Annotated in this window: 16 protein-coding genes; 11 read left to right on the top strand and 5 right to left on the bottom strand. The window is 47.6% G+C overall.

Translation table 11 applies throughout. From position 1 onward, the window contains the following. From ACOJS8_RS08205 to ACOJS8_RS08215, 3 genes are all read left to right on the top strand, one after another. Positions 1-360: response regulator (locus tag ACOJS8_RS08205; protein WP_420148056.1), on the top strand; the 360-nt coding region annotated here is incomplete at its 5' end. Between the two features lie 77 nt (positions 361-437). Beyond that, positions 438-1,508 carry an alpha/beta hydrolase gene (locus ACOJS8_RS08210; protein WP_420148057.1) on the top strand — a complete coding sequence of 357 codons (1,071 nt, stop codon included), beginning with the start codon at positions 438-440 and terminating at the stop codon, positions 1,506-1,508. Positions 1,509-1,575: 67 nt separating this feature from the next. Continuing rightward, the gene (locus ACOJS8_RS08215) at positions 1,576-3,045 is read left to right on the top strand and encodes a leucyl aminopeptidase family protein (protein ID WP_420148058.1); all 1,470 of its coding nucleotides are present in this window, start codon (positions 1,576-1,578) and stop codon (positions 3,043-3,045) included. Positions 3,046-3,139: 94 nt separating this feature from the next. On the opposite strand, the gene ACOJS8_RS08220 is transcribed toward ACOJS8_RS08215, so the two are convergent. Further along, positions 3,140-4,342 carry a dienelactone hydrolase family protein gene (locus ACOJS8_RS08220; protein ID WP_420148059.1) on the bottom strand — a complete coding sequence of 401 codons (1,203 nt, stop codon included), beginning with the start codon at positions 4,340-4,342 and terminating at the stop codon, positions 3,140-3,142. A 242-nt stretch (positions 4,343-4,584) separates the two neighbouring features. On the opposite strand from ACOJS8_RS08220, the gene ACOJS8_RS08225 reads away from it, so the two are divergent. Together ACOJS8_RS08225 and ACOJS8_RS08230 are read left to right on the top strand one after the other, a co-directional pair. Beyond that, positions 4,585-5,796: an ATP-grasp domain-containing protein gene (locus ACOJS8_RS08225; RefSeq protein WP_420148060.1), complete on the top strand. Its 1,212-nt coding sequence runs from the start codon at positions 4,585-4,587 to the stop codon at positions 5,794-5,796. 12 nt (positions 5,797-5,808) lie between these two features. Beyond that, positions 5,809-6,432 (top strand): hypothetical protein, encoded by a 624-nt coding sequence (locus ACOJS8_RS08230; RefSeq protein WP_420148061.1) that lies wholly within the window; start codon positions 5,809-5,811, stop codon positions 6,430-6,432. A gap of 40 nt (positions 6,433-6,472) precedes the next feature. Here the strand turns inward: ACOJS8_RS08230 and ACOJS8_RS08235 are convergent, their stop codons facing one another. Further along, positions 6,473-6,763, bottom strand: coding sequence for a hypothetical protein (locus ACOJS8_RS08235; protein ID WP_420148062.1), 291 nt, complete (start codon positions 6,761-6,763; stop codon positions 6,473-6,475). Between the two features lie 215 nt (positions 6,764-6,978). On the opposite strand from ACOJS8_RS08235, the gene ACOJS8_RS08240 reads away from it, so the two are divergent. Beyond that, on the top strand, positions 6,979-8,124 hold the full coding sequence (locus tag ACOJS8_RS08240; RefSeq protein WP_420148063.1) for a sensor histidine kinase: 1,146 nt from the start codon (positions 6,979-6,981) through the stop codon (positions 8,122-8,124). Further along, positions 8,121-8,903 (top strand): LytR/AlgR family response regulator transcription factor, encoded by a 783-nt coding sequence (locus ACOJS8_RS08245; RefSeq protein ID WP_420148064.1) that lies wholly within the window; start codon positions 8,121-8,123, stop codon positions 8,901-8,903. Before ACOJS8_RS08240 ends, ACOJS8_RS08245 begins: the two co-directional genes overlap by 4 nt. A gap of 319 nt (positions 8,904-9,222) precedes the next feature. On the opposite strand, the gene ACOJS8_RS08250 is transcribed toward ACOJS8_RS08245, so the two are convergent. From ACOJS8_RS08250 to ACOJS8_RS08260, 3 genes are read right to left on the bottom strand one after another with little or no spacing between them, the layout of a single operon-like run. Beyond that, complete coding sequence (locus ACOJS8_RS08250; RefSeq protein ID WP_420148065.1) at positions 9,223-11,802, bottom strand: glycoside hydrolase family 9 protein; 2,580 nt, start codon at positions 11,800-11,802, stop codon at positions 9,223-9,225. A 51-nt stretch (positions 11,803-11,853) separates the two neighbouring features. Beyond that, positions 11,854-12,261, bottom strand: a complete 408-nt coding sequence (locus tag ACOJS8_RS08255) for an Imm63 family immunity protein (RefSeq protein WP_420148066.1) — start codon at positions 12,259-12,261, stop codon at positions 11,854-11,856. A 43-nt stretch (positions 12,262-12,304) separates the two neighbouring features. Further along, positions 12,305-13,660, bottom strand: coding sequence for a neutral/alkaline non-lysosomal ceramidase N-terminal domain-containing protein (locus tag ACOJS8_RS08260; protein WP_420148143.1), 1,356 nt, complete (start codon positions 13,658-13,660; stop codon positions 12,305-12,307). A 476-nt stretch (positions 13,661-14,136) separates the two neighbouring features. Between ACOJS8_RS08260 and ACOJS8_RS08265 the strand changes: the two genes are divergently transcribed. The 4 genes from ACOJS8_RS08265 (at position 14,137) to ACOJS8_RS08280 (ending at position 17,926) form a co-directional block, all read left to right on the top strand. After that, a complete protein-coding gene (locus tag ACOJS8_RS08265; protein WP_420148067.1) occupies positions 14,137-14,628 on the top strand; it encodes a DUF4126 family protein in 492 nt (163 codons plus the stop codon). A gap of 228 nt (positions 14,629-14,856) precedes the next feature. Further along, a complete protein-coding gene (gene thrA / locus ACOJS8_RS08270) occupies positions 14,857-17,313 on the top strand; it encodes a bifunctional aspartate kinase/homoserine dehydrogenase I (RefSeq protein WP_420148068.1) in 2,457 nt (818 codons plus the stop codon). 26 nt (positions 17,314-17,339) lie between these two features. Continuing rightward, positions 17,340-17,576, top strand: a complete 237-nt coding sequence (locus ACOJS8_RS08275; RefSeq protein ID WP_420148069.1) for a DUF433 domain-containing protein — start codon at positions 17,340-17,342, stop codon at positions 17,574-17,576. Next, the gene (locus ACOJS8_RS08280; RefSeq protein WP_420148070.1) at positions 17,573-17,926 is read left to right on the top strand and encodes a DUF5615 family PIN-like protein; all 354 of its coding nucleotides are present in this window, start codon (positions 17,573-17,575) and stop codon (positions 17,924-17,926) included. The genes ACOJS8_RS08275 and ACOJS8_RS08280 overlap by 4 nt, the downstream gene beginning before the upstream one ends. Positions 17,927-17,953 lie beyond the last annotated feature (27 nt).

A 17,953-nucleotide genomic window follows, 5' to 3' on the forward strand; every position in this document is an offset into this window, starting at 1 on the left:
GACGATGACCGCATCTTTATCGAATCAGCTTTTGGGGCTATTGAAAAGTCGGTATCTGTACTGACGCTTAATGACGGAGACCAGCTTTTGCCTAAACTGGTTAACTGCGAAAGACTGCCCCGGTTGATTCTTCTCGATATCAATATGACCCGCCAGAACGGTTTTGAAACTCTTGCTCAGATCCGTAATACGTCCGCTTTTGCTCATCTTCCCGTCGTCATGATGACAACGTCATCGGATAACTCCGACCGTCAGCGTAGTCTGGCCTTAGGCGCTAACCAATTTCTGACAAAACCCGCCAGCTATAAGCAGTTAGTTAAAATTGTTAAGGCCCTCACTGAACAGTGGAAACTGGTTTGACTAACCTAATCCTTTTATTACACTAACTTTTTCTGCCTGATCTGAACCAACTTCCCCTGGTATCCGATTCTGTACGTATGTCTTTACGTTTAGAATTAAAAACACCTTCTATCGATGATCGTCCGGTGTTTGTTTCAGGCAATTTCTGTGATTGGTTTCCTGATGTAGACAGGTTTCGAATGCAGCCAACCGGCCCCGGAGAATACGAATATGAGTTTCCGGAGGATCTGGAATTGCCCGCAAAATTGGAGTACAAGTATACCCGTGGCGGCTGGGAGCATGTTGAACTGAGTGCATCGGGCGAAAGCGTTGAAAACCGCACCGCACTGCGTACTGCCGGTGTGAAGCAAGAGTATGTTCCTCACTGGCGATGGTTTGGGGGGCCATTCAACCCAGAATTATTGCCTAAAATCGAACTGCTGGGCGATACGTTTAAAGTACCCAAACTTGACCGCACTCGCCGGGTACACGTGCTGCTTCCTCACGATTATGCGCATACCGATAAGCGCTACCCGGTGCTTTATCTGCACGACGGACAGAATTTGTTCGGTGGGGGCGTTGGCTACGGGAGTTGGGAAATCGATCAAAAAATGGCTTTGCTAGCCGCTCGGAATCATCATGAAGTGATTCTGGTTTCAATTGATCACGCGTATGATGAGCGGATACGGGAATTTACGCTGGAACGTACGCGCGCTGGTACGGGTAGAGGACAGTATTATCTGGATTTTATTCGCCGGACCCTGAAACCGATGGTTGATCAAAACTTTCGGACCTTACCCGACGCGGCTCATACGGGTATTGGCGGTAGCTCGTTAGGAGGGCTGATCAGTATCTATGCCGGCCTGATGCATCCGGACGTTTTCGGGCGAATGATGGTTTTTTCGCCATCACTGTGGATTTCGCCTAAAATCTACTTCGACGCTATTCGTTTTCAGGCGGCTGTGCCCGTGAAAATATACGCCTATGGTGGCGAAAAAGAATCGAGTTACATGATTCCCAATATTCAGCGATTCAAGGAGGCTCTGGCACGACAACAATACGGTGGAAATGCTATCGAAGTGCATCTGTCTGTCGATCCAACCGGACTTCATCAGGAAGCGCACTGGAGTCGCGAATTTCCAAAAGCGGTCGAGTGGTTATTCTATTAACCGTCAATCGTATCGAACTCTATCGCTTACTTGATACGTTGGTTATAGCTAAACATCAATTTCTCCTGTGATTATTACGTTAAATCCTCAATCGCCCACTGCAGGCGACCTGATTATTCCGGTTGCGCAAACCGATACGCTGACAGAGCAACTCACTGGACTGGCTTCTAAGCTGAACGTACCGTCGATTGTGCTTATACGCGATTTTAAAGCGGCTGCTAAAGAAGTAATCTCTGCGTACAGTCCAGATGGGAGCAGAACGTATCTGCTCGGATTAGGTGCTGATCCAGAGGAGATGGATTGGCTGCGTGCTTTCCGAAAACTCTTTTTTGATCAGAAAGAAAAGCTGCCCGCGCAACTCGGTATTGATCTGTCGGCGTTTAATCATGAAGTCGTAGAAGCCGTTGTGCTGGGCGTTCGCTGGGGAGGCTATGACCTGAAATTGTATCAGACAGATAAACCGGAAGCGGCTCCCTTTTTTTCGGAAGCGGGAAAGCTCACTCTTTACGTACGTGCCGATCAGCTGACTGCCTCGCAGGAGGGACTGGCTCGCGCCGAGGCCATAGCGCAGACGCAGCGACAAATTCTGGACTTGATGAATGCACCTGCGAATTACAAAACGCCCCAGACATTGGCCGATTGGACCGTTGCGTCCGGTAAACAGTATGGATATAACGTAACGATACTCGACAAAGCAGAACTGGAAAACCAGAAGCTGGGTGCTTTGCTCAGTGTGAGTCAGGGAAGCGACGTGCCTCCGGTGCTTATTATGGCTGAATACAGACCAGACGATACGTCCAATCTGCCTAAAGTGGGTTTGGTTGGTAAAGGCGTTACGTTCGATACGGGAGGTGTGTCGATTAAGCAATCGGCCAATATGCATCTGATGAAGAGCGACATGGGGGGCGCAGCAGCGGTGCTGGGGACGGTTGAGGTGGCTGCCAAACTAAAGTTGCCTATTCATCTGATTGGAATTGTACCGGCCACGGAAAACGCTATTGACGGACGTTCCACGAAGCCCGGTGATGTCGTTACGTCATACATTGGCAAAACCATTGAAATCATTGATACTGATGCTGAAGGTCGCGTGATTCTGGCTGATGGCCTGGGGTATATGGTGCGCCATTTCCAGCCCGACGTATTGATTGACCTGGCTACGCTAACTGGTAACGTTATACTTGCCTTGGGCTATCACGCAGCGGGATTGTTTACCCAGAACGACGAACTGGCAACACACTTGACCCAGGCCGCCAATCAAACGGGTGAGCGATTGTGGCGTTTGCCCATCTGGGATGTTTACCGCGAGGATATTAAGTCGGACGTAGCCGATTTGAAAAATTTCAGTGGTAAGCCTGTTGCCGGAGCTATCAGTGCTGCCAAATTTCTGGAAGTCTTTACGGAGAAACATCCAGCCTGGGCGCATCTGGATATTGCGGGCATGGCCTTTGCCGACAACGAATTCGGCTCTCAGAAAAACGCTACAGGTTTTGGTATCCGTTTGCTAATCAAGTATTTGCAAACAATGGTCAACCAGTAGAAAACCATGTTCATTAATCGAACGTAGTACTATAGTTTCCTCTGGTGCTACATTCGGTTAGCAGTAAGTGAGTGCGTTAACCAGGCATTAAGGCTCATTTCCTGAAATGGACTCTGGCAAATTTCAGGAAATTGCTCCAATCGTAGGCTGTTAGGTCATGTTCTCCTTCTCTATTGTGATAGCCCATTTGGGAGTTAACAATGGGTTGATTTATACCGGGTGATTCGGCTGGGAGATTCGATTTAAGGCCGTATAAACCATATGCGTTCTCCGCGTTCTTTAATGCTAAAAATGTTCCTCTAGGATCAGCCCAGAGGTCTTTCGAGGCATTTGTTGCATAAAGCGGTCTTGGCGCGATAGCAGCAATCAGCATATGCTGATCTACGGGTAGTGCGTCCTCATTATCATTGAATTTTTTGTAGTTCCTGGTAAACCAGTGCGGAAAAACAGTATTTATTCGGCGAATCGTTTCGCCAAACCGTCTGCGCGACAGGGCCGCTCCCGTGTTACCTGAGCAATTAGTAATACACATGGCAAATCGTTTGTCCTCGGCGGCAGCCCATAACGATGCTTTACCGCCCCGCGAGTGACCAACGACGGCGACCTTTTTCGCATCGATGTCAGCATCTTTTTCAAAATAATCCAGTACGCGGCTGGCGCCCCAGGCCCAAGCACCAATGGCGCGCATACCGTTATTGGCGGTTAGCTGCTCCGGATAAAGCTGAAGTACCCCGTTTACATATCTCGACGTATCATCAGGGGCCAGATCGCTGACATGAAAAGCAGCTACGGCATAACCGCTGTCAATTACCATCTCGGCTGGCCAGAAGTCACTTTTATGCGCTCGGGTCGGGTCCGTATTGTCCTTGCCCCGGTTGTTGATCAGCAGGAAACCCGGAACAGGTTTTTGGGGCTTCTTAGGTACAAAAAGAACGAGATTTATTTTTACCGGCTTACTATTATGAACAACCTCAATCAGCACTTCTTTCAGGGTTGCCTTACCGGCCATTGCGCTGGCATTCGTATTTTTTACGGAGTACGTGAGCCGGTCGTAGGATTTAGGCATCTGGCCGTACACATTTTCTTCAAAAAGCCTGATGATTTCGGGACGTCTCACCGTTTCCCATGTCGTCTTATTCTGAACCTTCTGGTTCGCGGCAGTTTTTAAAACGTCAGGTAACGTATAGGGCTGAACCTTTGATTCGTCGTAATTTGCCTCAAACGTATTCTGGGCATACGCACTGATTAATCCAAGAAAGAAAAAGGAGAATAAGGCAAAATTTCTTAAATAGGGCATGACACAGGGCTTACGAATAGAAAATGAAACCATTAAACGGTCAAAAAATACTGTCTTTGCAGATTTTTAATTTATTCTTAAAACCCCGAATGACATCTTAAACAAGAATAGAGCCGTTTTTTTGGTCAAATACTGGCTAATTCAGGAATTAGCTTCCTGAAAATTCGTCGTTTGAGCTTTTGGCCGTATCTTTTTCGTTAAAATACAATTCATTCAAAATACAACCGTCAAAACACGTTACTATGAGTCAGTTGTCTATTTTATGCATTGCTACGTTTTTTAAAGGGCACGATTTCATGCGTACCTGCAAGGAGTTGGGCAACACGGTTTATTTGCTGACGGATCAGAAACTGGCTAACGAAGCCTGGCCGCGTGAAGCTATTGATGAATTCTTTTTTCTATCCTCGCATAGCAATGCTCCCGGCGATCTGGAGCAAATGATTCTGGGGCTGGCGCACATGATGCGTTCCCGCAAAATTGACCGTGTTGTAGCTCTGGATGATTTCGACGTGGAGAAAGGGGCGCTTATTCGCGAAACGTTTCGTATTGATGGGATGGGTCAGACAACATCCCGCTATTTTCGCGATAAACTGGCTATGCGTATGCGGGCAGCTTCGGCGGGTATTCGCATACCAACTTTTAGTTCGCTCTTTTACGACGAAACCGTTACGTCGTTTTTACAAAAGACAGAAGCGCCCTGGCTCATTAAACCTCGCTCTGAAGCGTCAGCGACGGGTATCCGAAAAGTACATTCCCTGGACGAAGCCTGGTCGGCCATTCACCTGCTGGGCGACAATCGGCACCATTATCTGATCGAAGAGTTCAAGCCGGGGAAAGTGTATCACGTCGATGCGCTGTCGGTGGATGGAAAAGCGGTTTTTACGCGGGTAAGTCAGTACCTGGCAACACCCATGGAGGTAGCGCACGGTGGTGGTGTGTTTCGAACAGCTACGTTAGCACTTGATACGCCCGAAACAGCAGCGCTGCAGCAGATGAACGATCAGGTCCTGGCGGCCTTTGGGATGAAATACAGCGCTTCTCATTCTGAATTTATCCGGGGCGACCACGATGGCGAATTGTATTTCCTGGAAACAGCCTCACGGGTTGGCGGGGCGCACATTGCCGAGATGGTGGAAGCCGCATCCGGTGTTAATCTCTGGAGCGAATGGGCTAAACTTGAAGTGGCTATGGCCCGCAGGGAGCACTACGTACCACCCATCGATAAAGCGGGCTATGCGGGGTTGATTGTCTCGCTGGCCCGGCAGCAATGGCCCGATATGTCGGTGTTTAGCGAACCGGAAATCAACTGGCGAATCAAACGTGAATACCATGTGGGGCTGATTGTTCAATCGCATGATCGGGAACGTATTCTGAACTTGCTGGACAACTATATGCACCGGATTTATCAGGAATTTCACGCATCGGCACCCGTACCGGAAAAGCCCACAAACTAGAGACGTTCAATCATGAAATCCGGTGACATTTTTGACGCTATTTCTGGCTCTTACGGGAAATATTTCATTGGTATCAGAATCAGCGGTCTTGAGAAATACATCGTTTGGGGAGAGGATTCGACCGATAACAGAGACGATAAAATCTTATTGGATCAATCGAACAACGTAATGGTTTTCGAGAGCATACCTAATGGGTTACATTACATTTTAAATCCAAACGCTGCTCTCTTCGATAGTCAGAATATAACGGATTGGGCGAAAGCCTGCCTTAGCATTCAACCGTCATCGAATTACACGCATGACCTTGACTCTATAGTAGCCAAAATTCATTCAGATCAATTTAATTGGCTTTCAGCTTGCAAACGGGAAGATTGCTGGGAGATCCTGAATTTTATTCATTTGATAAGCGATTATGCTTACCAGATTGACGATGCGTATCTTCTTGACCTTTATCAATCGGAATCAGTAAGGTTGTTTTCCGACTACGTTTACGACAATTATTTCTGGACGATACCGGAGGAAGAGCTGGCCACACGTAATGACCAGATGGCGTGGGAATCACACTACCCCCAGTTTAAACAGAACGTTATTGATCTGATAAATACCTTCCGCTCTCGATCCGTTAATTATCGTTAGCAGAACCATACCTGGCTAAAGACACAATCATGTACTTTCCTTATTGGCGTAACGTAGTGTCTTTTTTGGTTTTGCCAAGCGGCACTGCTACGCCAAACGATCGCGGATCGCTCGGTGGCTGTGTTCGGCGTTTCTTATCGCCGTTTTTCGGCATAACTACCGGATTTTCGGGCGTTTGTGCCGTAAGTCCTCCACCCGAAACGGGCGTGTCGACGCCAGGAATCGCGATTTGTTTTTCGGTGGGTTGCTGTGTTGTTTTGGAGGAATCGGCCTGGCCGAAGCAAATAGTGCCAAACAGGCAAAGGGCAAAGCAAGTGACGAATGAGCGCATAACCGTTTGTTGAGTAAGTGAGGCTGCCGAATGTCGGCGCTTTACTATATATCAACCCGCTTTTAATCCTAAAGTTTTGGTGCTACGTTGCTGATCGATTGTTTAAGACAAGAGGGTATCCATTAAGGTCGTCAACACTACGCCCTACCTATATTTGTGATAGCCTGGATTAACTAAATTACTTGAGCTATTGGCCTGGCTGACGGTCAATTTTTATGGAGGTATCCGATAACATAAACCTAACCCTACCTCAGAAAATCCGGCTGGCAGCTACTGTATTTGCCATTTACTGGCCACTTCGCTTTTATATTAACTTAAATTCCTTCGATATCGGGTCGATCAGACCTTTTTGGGGATTCATCTGGCTATCGGAAATTCCCATCACTATTGCACTTTTCACCTTCTGGCTCAGCCTTACTGAATGGTTGGAGAATCGGTTATATGGCCATTCGGGAAGGCTTTTTCAACTGGATAGCAAATTTACGGTTCAGTTAGCCACTTTGCTGATTGCGGGCGTACTATCATTTAGCTTCGACTGGGCTTTTTTTGAGTTTCTGCACCGGGCACGCAAAGCGTACGGTGACCCGGAAAACACAGTAATTTATATTGAAAACAAGACAAATCGTGCGGAGTTCAGAAACGGTTTTGGTAATAGACAACGCGGCCGGAAAGCAGTTACTGCGCTGACTGTTATGGCCTTACTGATGGCGTACTATTTAGCTGCCAATCGTCGGAGAGATAAAGTTGTGGCTCAATTGCAGGTAAACGCCGAACAGCTAAAACGGGCGGCTTCTCAGGCGCAATTTGATGCTTTAAAGAATCAGGTGAATCCGCACTTCTTGTTTAATAGCCTTAGTATTCTGTCGTCCCTTGTAGATGTCAACCCTAAATTGTCCATTCGTTTTATTAATCACCTCTCCAGAGTTTACCGTTATATTCTGGAGCAGCGGGATTCCGAACGTATCAATCTGAAAACGGAACTGGAATTTCTGGATGCCTATTGTTTTTTACTCAATATCCGATTTGACGGTAAATTTCAACTGGTCAACAGAATTTCAGAGGATGAATCCCTCCGCTATAATATTGCCCCTTTAACCCTGCAGCTCCTGATGGAAAATGCGGTCAAACATAACCAGATGTTGCGGAAGCAACCCCTGATCGTTACGTTGGCCATTCAGGGTAATTATCTGTTGGTCAGTAACCCAATTCAGTATCGTCTGGCTGATAAAACGTTTACCGAAAAATCCACAGGAATCGGCCTTGCTAATATAACTAATCGCTATCGACTACTTACCGACCGTCCGGTACTGGTTACTCGCGAGGATAATACCTTCATTGTCAGCATTCCCCTTTTAATATGAATGTAGCCATTTTAGAAGACGAATCGCTCTCCGCCCATCGCCTGGAAATACTCTTAGTGGATTATGATTCTTCGATAAAGGTTGTGGCTTTTCTGTCCTCCGTAGCGGAAGCTATCGAGTGGTTCCGCGATCAGACACCGGCTACCCAACCGGATTTGGTATTTATGGATATTCACCTGGAAGACGGCAGCGCGTTTGGTTTAATCGAGAAAGCGAAATTGACCATTCCGGTCATTTTCACGACAGCTTACGATTCCTACGCCATTCAGGCTTTTAAAGCGAACAGCATCGACTATTTGCTTAAACCAATTGATGAAAATGAGCTGGCGGCCGCCATTGACAAGTTCAAATGGACCCGGCAAAAACAGTACGCCAACATGATGGCTCCTTCAAAATGGTCAACGCTACTAAACTGGCAGGATTCTCCAGGCCAGGCCTCTTACAAAGATCGGTTCATGGTTACGATTGGCACAAAGATTAAAAGTGTCGGCGTGGATCAAATCGCCTACTTTTTTTATGAAGAGAAAACCACCTACCTGACCACGCAGGATGGACAAAATATGGTGGTTGAATACAGCCTGGATAAACTAACGAACTTACTTAATCCTTATCAGTTCTTTCGCGTCAATCGGGCCTACCTGGTCAGCTTATCGGCTATCCAATCGATTCATACGTACGCTGGCGGCAAGCTAAGCCTGACGCTGTATCCTTCTTCCCGGCATGAAGTACTCGTCAGCCCCGATCGTCTGAACGATTTTAAAAAGTGGCTCGGTAAATAAACAACTCAGTACCAGAGGCAATTTCCTGACCCTTAAAATTTGACTTTCGGCCCTCAAAAACAGGCTTTGGCTCGTATCCGTTTGGTTAACCAGAAGCCTGCTTTCAAATTTGTCAGGCAATACGTACTAAATTTATACTCATTTGGCTACGTGTCGTCATTGCATTGGCAACGTCAATAAGCTATCGTTAATGGTTCTGCTGAAATGATAGTGCCGATACAATCAATTTTATAAGAGATAGGATAAAGCAGTCTGGCTTTGCTGGTCTGCTTTTTTGTATGAATAGGCGAACTGCATCACTCAGATTTCCAAAGGACTGTTACAACGTATCAACAACAACGAATTGATACGATTTCTGCTGAAGGTTGGCCAGCAAATGGTCCAGTTGGTCATAAAGTTTATCGGTACGATCAGAGGCCATTCCGATGTGCATTAGTAAAATAAAGCCGTTTAATCCGGCTGAGTGCTTAGACTGGTACTGGTAAATGGATTGTAGAATGGTGTTACTGCTACGGTAGTTGCGATCGGTAGGTGTTGTGTAATCTGCATGGCTTAACGTACCGGGCGTGTAGTTAATCAACTGAATACCTTCGGCTTTTGTCCAGGCGGCAATACTATCGTTATACCACTCGTAGGGCGGTAAAAACAGCCGGATTTTGTTACGTTGTCCGTACCGATTCAACGCTACGTAGTTGGCGCGCAAATCCTGTATAAACTGCTCACGACTGACAAGCAAACTATCTCGCTTTACCCAGTCGCAATACAACAAATGCTGGTCGGAGTGAGGACCTACGTAATGACCCGCCCGAACCAGTTGCTGAATCAAGGATGTGAAAGCCGGATTTCGCAGAAAGCGACCCGTCAGAAAAAACGAAGCCCGAACCTTATGCTTTCGCAACGTCCGGACTATTGTTGAGCCTCCATCGGCAAATTCGTCTCCGGTGAAAACCAGCGACAGTCGTTTACGGGTTGTGTCCCCCCTAATTATAGCACCTTTGAAATACGTTGATTTTACTTCTGTGTGTCTGGATTGCATGGGTTTCTTAACGGGCCGATTGAGCCTTTTCGGAGACGTAGCATTCTGTTGAGATGTCATCTGCTCGGCGTGCTTGGCGGCCAGCAAATAGATTAGCGTAGCCGTACCGTCCATTGTGGGTTCGTTAGTACTGTAGTCGCCGTAGTCGTCATGATAAACAGCTACGTTGCTTTGAAAAGCCGCGTAGTCGTCGGGCTTGTGAAGTTCGATACCGAGCAGGTTTCTATAAATACTGCTTCGTATCGGACCATCGACCAGCGCGCCATCAAGTGGATAATTCTTTAAGTGTGTAAACGATGAATGCGGATCAACGGGCGTATCGCCAGCAGCGGGAAGCCCATATACAAAGCTGGTGCCCCATGGATTGCAACCGAAAAGCCAGTCGAAGTTCGCTTGTTCAAAAGCCAGATATTGTTTGTCGCCGGTAAGCTGCCGATACCAGAAGCATTGCGTGGTAAACGACGTAGTGAGGTTGTTGCTGCACCAGATGAACGGTACGCCCCGGTAAAACGCATTTGTCTGGGCACGTTTCCAGATCGTGGCAATACCTGTTTTATAGAAATCTGTAACCGTTTTCCGCTGGCCCCCGGTCAGGTTTTTTGCCAGCTCAGCATGACCGATGTTCACGAATGGATACCACTGATAATGCCGGGCCGTATCGTTCAGAATCCAGGGCGTAACGGGTTCCTGACGGGCGTAATTCATCGCCGAAGTTAACAACGTAGCAGTCCGCTTATTCACTCCGCCCGCTACGTTCCACTGCTCAACGGAGGCCAGCTCCATATCGTCGCTGTAATTGTCTTCCTCGTAGAAGTAAGGCGCCCGGCCAGGTGCTGTCTGACAATTTCCCGGTTTTTGTAAACCGAGTTGATACGCCGTTTGTGAGCGTTTTCGAAGCAAATCAACGTAACGCTGATCGGTTTCGTTAGCCGGCCGACGACGCATCAATTGATAACCAAGGGCAAGCGCGCTGCTGACTTTTCCGGCTGTGGATGCTACGCCCGTCGCCCGGTTTTTGTACTTGAAAAGGCCCTGAGGTTGTCCCGTAGCGAAATAAACCGGACGTTCAAATCCTTTGCCGTAGAATGGATCTTCCTTGGGCAAACGAAACCCGGCATGGTCTCGGTCGTCGGCAATCTGGTTAAACAGCCAGTCGTCGGTGGGGTGCATTTTTAGCAGCCAGTCGAGCCCCCACCTGGCTTCGTCCAGTACGTCGGGTCGACCGTTCGCACCGTCCAGCCCATTCGCCTGATGCTGGTCGACGAAAGTAGTCGGGAAATCTCGAAAGGCGGCCAACAAATGGTAAGTCGCATTCGCTGAGGTCGTTACGTATTGCAGGTAATCGGTTGCGTCGTGCCAGCCGCCTGTTACGTCGACGTGCGTGCTGTCGGGCATGGGGCCGTACATCGTGTAACCGTCGTGCGTATGGCAGGAATCTTTCAGGAATGGATTATAACCGCTACGTTGCTGACGCATGTACCGCAAACAGAAATCAGCCGCGCCTTTGTACACATCTTCGGCAATCTGAAAACCAGGCGAGCGCGTACCATCAGCAGTGCGAACGTAGTACCTGCCCGGTTTTCGGATTGCCGAAAAATCGAGTCGGTACGTTTGTCGGAAAGGTCCGTAAGCCCCAAATGCTTTGCCGACCGGAAGCTGTTGGACAACCGCATTCGTCTGTTCGTCAACGAGTTCAAACTCCGAAAGTGTTCGCTCGTCCTGGCTACCCCATACCGCAACTTTTGGACTGCCGGGACGATATCCCAGTAGATTTACCCGAATAACGGCGGATGGTTCATCGGGGAGTGTAACCCCCAGGAAACTCATCAGTGCCGTAAGTAGTACGCTTAAGCGGAGAATCATGCTATTTTGGCCAGCTAATGTTTTTTCTACTCTAATTCGTTTCCAATCCTTTTAATCGGTAAAAGGATGATTTATTAGAATTTTTTCGTGAGCATCCCTTTCTTTTTGTTGCCATTCTTCACTTAATATGCCCAGTAATTCTTCCTGCTTTTTAAACAATATGCGTCTGAAATCCTGGCTTTCAATTCGGTTCTTCATTTCAAAATCGTTCGCCATCGAAAACGTTACGTCGGTAAAAATCCAGTAAAGTAAATCGTTTAGTTGGTCGGTTGTTTTGCGTTCAAGTTCCTGCCCCCGCTCAACAACTACGTAGTGCATATGACCGGAACTATCAACCTCTACATGTGGGTAGGCGGAGTCTCTGGAATAGCCATAAGTCGGCAATAAATCGGATGGTGCGTTTATTATCAGCGCTAACTGATCTACCCGTTTCTTTATGTCATCAAGAGTAAAATGCATTGGTTTGTCGGATTGATGGAGGTAAACGTGTCGGCAGATAAGGCTATAGTTTATCTAATAATCCGGTCATCATTTCTTCAAAATAGGCGCCGTTGTATGGACCAAACCAGTTCATGTCGCGGGTTTCGTAATGAGGACGATTGTAGTATTTGTCGGGGGTTACGTAGCCAATGTAGCCGCCATCGAAACTGGTAATCATCAGGTTGACGCCTTTCTTTTTGGCTAATGGCTGCATTTCGGCTGACAGTTCGCCCGAAAAATCGCAGGGAGTACCGATCATAACGGTATTGCCGATCCGTAGCGCTTTCAGGTCAGATGGATAATCTCCGTAAATGGTGTAGAACAGCCAGGGACGAACACGCCAGTTGCCAATAACACGCGGATGTGGTTCGCGAAGCTCCAGCGGTAAGGTCAGGATTTTTAACGTACTGTCAGGTTTTAGCTGGATTTGCGGTACGGTACGTTCGATACGTAGTGCCAGGTCTCCCGCGTAGTTTCGAACTTCCTGAAAGTCGGTTTTGCCGCGCGCTTCGGGTCCTGTGCTACCCACAGAACCAGCCATGAATACGGCGAAGTCAGCCGATTTTTTCTCCAGCCGATCAACCAGCGAACCCGGATAGTCGCGGCTGAGGTAATTCCATTTGTCATCGTCGAAGAGTGTGGCATGACCCGCAAATGAGCAAAGCAGCGCTGATTCGCCCTGACTCTTCTGGAATTTTATCAGACGGATCATTCCATCGAGCGGGCCGGTTGGTCCCGACGATCTGATCCGGTTGTAAATATGGTCGGTGGCGTCTACCTGTCCATAGCCGATTTTTACAGGCGCTACGTTGGCTTGCGCTTTTCGAATGGCATTAAGTACACCATCGGTAATAAGCGTAACGATTTTCTCATTGTACTCGCCAGCAATCAATTGACCGACCAGGCCCGGTGCCCAGCCTCCCAGGCTATTATGCGAATGAATAGCGCCCATGTAGACATTCTCCCAGCGCAATCCCACTTCGGGCAAACGTTTTTTCAGTGCTTCTTCAACGGTCGGTGGCGTAATAAGCAGATCTAAACCAACAATGGCTACTTGGCTACTGCCATTGTTGAGAACGATGGCGCGAGCGAAAATAGAATCGCTGATTACGTGCCAGTGTTTACCGCGCCGTGCGCCGTAGCCACCCGTTGGCGTTGTGAACGAAGGCGTAATACTTTCTTTCGCCCAGCCAGCTTGAATGGTAGTTTTGGGAGCTGGTGAAGCGGGGAGCTGAGCCAGGCGTTGCTTCGTTTGCTCATAATACGGCATTTGCTGGTAAGGCGTATCGTCAACAGGGGCCAGACTAACAGCCAGAAACAGCAGGATAATAACAACGAGACCGAGTAGAATTTTCAGAAAAATGCGGAGGAACTTCATATGAGGTTGTGAGCCGACGCGGGCAGATTCAAACGCAAACAACAAAAAAATAGTCGGATGAAAAAGACCAAAAAAGGCACCGGAGAAAATCTCCGATGCCTTTCGCATCACCCTGCCGGTTTCCCGGCCTCCCTATTAGAGCTTTTATAGAAAAACCATTACTGGCTTGACGATTTCAATTGATGGCATTAGAAGTGCATCAGAACGAACAACTATCTGAAACCTTTCTGATGCATTTACGGTAAGCAGCGGATTTTGGATTTCTTTTTTGTGGAAAAAATTAAGAAAAAATTAAAAAGGGTTCAGATACATTTTGCTGAGTCCTTTAATAGCCTGAAAATCTATGATTTAATGGTAGTGCCGTACTCTGCACTAATAAATTGACCGGCGTTGTTTCTTCTCTGCTTCTGGCTAATTGGCAAATAAAACAAACCGATACAACCGCAGTTCAACTGATATACTTCAACGAAAACGTTATGATTCAAACTGCTTTTAAAGCTTTTCAGATTGGTCTGGTGGCCGGAATGCGTAGTATGACCGCTCCGGCTCTTGTCAGTTATAAATTATCCCATCTGAAAGCCAGTCTGCCAACCGACTCTAAGCTTCATTTTCTGGCAGCGCCAGCGGCCACAACGGTTTTGGGTATTATGGCCGGTGGCGAACTAGTCGGGGACAAATTACCGAATGCACCCGACCGAATTGCCCAGCCTCAGGTATGGGGACGTATTGCGTCGGGCGCTTTGTCGGGAGCCGCGCTAACCGAGGCCGATGGGCATGACGCTACGTATGGGGCCACTCTGGGAGCCATAGGTGCTACGATTGGTTCATTTGCTTTTTTTTATTTGCGTCAGTGGCTTACACACGATAAAGATTTGCCTGATCCGCTGGTGGCGCTGGCTGAAGATGTACTCGCCGTCGGAACGGGTTGGAAACTGATCAATGAGTCAGCCGTTTTGGCGCCGAAATAAAAATATACTCCCGGCATCACGTGCCCTGTTATGGTTACAAACCATAACAGGGCTTTTTATTTGGTCTGCTCATCAGCGAATCAACGAGTTAGAGAATTTGACAGAACAGGTGCCAGCTTTCGCTTATCTTTGCGGTTCTCTATTCTTCATCGACCTTAATAGATTCCGGAATGAGTGAATAAACTTGATTAGCCACTCATTCGAAATTCACACATTCGCTTATTATCAATGCAGGTTCTCAAATTTGGCGGTACGTCGGTTGGCTCGGTCGAGAGCATCAAAGGAGTTATTCAAATCATCGAAAACCACCGCCAGAACGGTGATCAGATAGCCATTGTCTTTTCGGCGATGGGTGGCGTAACGAACCAGCTTATTGAAATAGGCCGGATGGCTACATCGGGCGAAACCGATTATATGGAGCTTGTCCGGCGCATCGAAGATCGGCATTTCAACGTAGTAAAAGCGTTGATACCTGTAAAGGAGCAGAGCAAAATATTTGCCAATGTTCGGGGGATAATCAACGAACTGGAAGATCTGTTACGGGGCGTATCGCTGATCCGCGAACTAACGCCACGTACGCTCGATCTGATCACCAGCTTTGGCGAGCGCTTATCTACAACTGTCATTACCGAATGCGTAAAAAGCCGGGGTATACCGGCGCAATACTGCGATGCGCGTAAACTGATCAAAACTGATGCGCAGTTTGGCCATGCCGAAGTGAATTACACCCTGACGAATCAACTAATTCAGGAGTATTTCGCCAAAACGACAGATCTGCAAATGATCACCGGCTTTATTGGATCGACTGAGAAAAACGAAACCACTACGCTCGGCCGGGGTGGATCGGATTATACAGCAAGTATTATCGGAGCCGCTTTAAACGCTGAAATCATTGATATCTGGACGGATGTAAACGGCATGATGACGGCTGATCCGCGCAAGGTGCCCAACGCCTTCAATATTCCGACCATTACGTATGCCGAGGCTATGGAACTCAGCCACTTTGGCGCTAAAGTGATTTATCCGCCCAGTCTACAGCCTGCCTTTGCCCGAAATATTCCCATTCGTGTACTCAATACGTTTAACCCAACGCACACCGGTACGGTTGTGAGCCGTACCGCCGATCGTCGGCAATATACCATTACGGGTATTTCAAGTATTGATGACATCGCTCTGGTGAACGTACAGGGATCGGGAATGATTGGCGTAGCAGGCGTATCGGCCAAGTTGTTCGGCGTGCTGGCAGCTCATAAAATCAGTGTCATTCTCATTTCGCAGGCCTCGTCAGAACACTCAATCTGTTTTGCCATCGATCCGCGCGGAGCCGAGAACGTAAAAGCCATTCTGGACGCTGAATTTGCTACCGAAATTGAACACGGTCATATCGATAACATCGCCATCGAACGCGATTTGTCAGTGATTGCGACGGTAGGAGAGGGCATGAAAAAAAGCTCGGGTATTGCCGGAAAACTATTCTCGGTTTTAGGCAAAAACGGGGTCAATATTGTAGCGGTGGCACAGGGGTCGTCGGAAATCAACATTTCGGTGGTGATCAACAAAAACAACCTGTCGAAAGCCCTCAATGCGCTGCATAACATCTTCTTCCAGTCCGAAGCGCGTGTTCTGAATCTGTATCTGGTAGGGACGGGGCTGATTGGTAAAACCCTACTGAAGCAAATTTTCGACCAGGCGGAATTTCTGCGTTCGGAGAAGCTGCTGAAAGTTTGCGTGGTGGGCATGACCAATACCAAAAAGATGCTGCTCGATCCACAGGGTATTTCGTTGGACGACTGGCGTGAACGGCTGCTGGCCGAGGGCGTAACGACTTCGCTACCTGCTTTTGTTGAAAAAATAAAAGATTATAACCTGCCGAACTCGGTATTCATCGACTGCACATCGGACAAAGACATCGTTCAGTTTTACGAGTCGCTGCTCGATGCTAACATTTCGGTTGTTACGCCGAATAAAGTAGCTAACTCCGGACCGTACAGCGAGTATCGACGCCTGCAACGTACTGCATTGAATCGGGGCGTCAAGTTCCTCTATGAAACGAACGTTGGCGCTGGCTTGCCAATCATCAACACAGTACAGGGCTTGATGACGGCGGGGGATCGTTTTCTGAAAATTGAAGCGATTTTATCCGGTACGTTGTCGTTCATTTTCAATACGTTCCGGCCCGGTAAATCTTTTGCCGACGTAGTGCGTGAAGCCAAAGAAAAAGGGTATACGGAACCTGATCCGCGCGACGATCTGAGTGGTCTGGACGTAGCACGTAAAATTCTGATTCTGGCGCGCGAAGCGGGTTTTTCGCTGGAGCCGGAAGACGTAACGATTACGAACTTACTACCACAGTCGTGCCTGGATGCCCCAACGATTCCGGCCTTTTTTGAGGAACTGGAACGTAACAATGCTTACTTTGAGAACTTACTCAGCGAAGCAGAAAACAAGGGTGAAAAACTGCGATTTGTAGCCAGTTTTGAAAACAATAAAGCTACCATTGAATTGCGTCCTGTAGGGATAGACCACCCGTTCTATCAGCTAACCGGCGCCGACAATATCGTTTCATTTACGACCGAACGTTACAAAGAGCGACCGCTTGTGGTGAAAGGGCCAGGCGCAGGTGCAGAAGTGACAGCTTCTGGCGTATTTGCCGATGTAGTGAGCATCGGAAGTTATTTGGCGTAAATTGCGTTATAGAGAAAATGGACGGTATGGAAAATACACTTCTGCAGCGAATTACACTGAATCCAGACATCTGTCATGGCAAGCCAACGATACGTAATAAGCGTTACCCGGTTGAGCTAATTCTTGACCTGCTGGCTGCTGGTATGACGCATCAGGAAATTTTAGACGATTACCCTGCTTTAGAAGAGGAAGACATACGCGCTTGTCTGGCCTATGCAAGTCGATTAGCAAGCGTCAAAAGCATTCATAAGGTGTTAGCATGAAGTATTTTATTGATGCTCAACTGCCTTATCTGTTAGCCGAGATATTACGTAATAAGGGGTTTGATATCATTCATACTGATGACCTGCCTGAAAAAGACGAAACAAGCGATACCGTAATCAGGCAACTTGCAGCTCTTGAGAACCGTATTGTTATTACAAAAGACTCTGACTTTCAGGACAGCTACTTACTTTTTAAACAACCTCCTAAGCTACTTTTAGTAACAACCGGAAATATTAAAAATCGCCCTTTACTAGACTTATTTAGGCGAGCAATTCCAGCAATCGATGAATTGTTTGGGCGTTATAGCTTTATCGAATTAAATAACGAAGAAGTCATTGTTCACGAGTAGCTTCAGGTGTATTTGCCGACGTAGTGA

It is taken from the genome of Spirosoma sp., assembly GCF_048594605.1.
In the GTDB taxonomy this organism is placed as follows: Bacteria; Bacteroidota; Bacteroidia; order Cytophagales; family Spirosomataceae; genus Spirosoma.

Coding starts and splice junctions, on each gene's coding strand:
- ACOJS8_RS08210 (WP_420148057.1), top strand. CDS start 438: ATGTCTTTACGTTTAGAATTAAAAACACCTTCTATCGATGATCGTCCG.
- ACOJS8_RS08220 (WP_420148059.1), bottom strand. CDS start 4,342: ATGCCCTATTTAAGAAATTTTGCCTTATTCTCCTTTTTCTTTCTTGGA.
- ACOJS8_RS08225 (WP_420148060.1), top strand. CDS start 4,585: ATGAGTCAGTTGTCTATTTTATGCATTGCTACGTTTTTTAAAGGGCAC.
- ACOJS8_RS08230 (WP_420148061.1), top strand. CDS start 5,809: ATGAAATCCGGTGACATTTTTGACGCTATTTCTGGCTCTTACGGGAAA.
- ACOJS8_RS08235 (WP_420148062.1), bottom strand. CDS start 6,763: ATGCGCTCATTCGTCACTTGCTTTGCCCTTTGCCTGTTTGGCACTATT.
- ACOJS8_RS08240 (WP_420148063.1), top strand. CDS start 6,979: ATGGAGGTATCCGATAACATAAACCTAACCCTACCTCAGAAAATCCGG.
- ACOJS8_RS08245 (WP_420148064.1), top strand. CDS start 8,121: ATGAATGTAGCCATTTTAGAAGACGAATCGCTCTCCGCCCATCGCCTG.
- ACOJS8_RS08250 (WP_420148065.1), bottom strand. CDS start 11,802: ATGATTCTCCGCTTAAGCGTACTACTTACGGCACTGATGAGTTTCCTG.
- ACOJS8_RS08255 (WP_420148066.1), bottom strand. CDS start 12,261: ATGCATTTTACTCTTGATGACATAAAGAAACGGGTAGATCAGTTAGCG.
- ACOJS8_RS08260 (WP_420148143.1), bottom strand. CDS start 13,660: ATGAAGTTCCTCCGCATTTTTCTGAAAATTCTACTCGGTCTCGTTGTT.
- ACOJS8_RS08265 (WP_420148067.1), top strand. CDS start 14,137: ATGATTCAAACTGCTTTTAAAGCTTTTCAGATTGGTCTGGTGGCCGGA.
- thrA (WP_420148068.1), top strand. CDS start 14,857: ATGCAGGTTCTCAAATTTGGCGGTACGTCGGTTGGCTCGGTCGAGAGC.
- ACOJS8_RS08275 (WP_420148069.1), top strand. CDS start 17,340: ATGGAAAATACACTTCTGCAGCGAATTACACTGAATCCAGACATCTGT.
- ACOJS8_RS08280 (WP_420148070.1), top strand. CDS start 17,573: ATGAAGTATTTTATTGATGCTCAACTGCCTTATCTGTTAGCCGAGATA.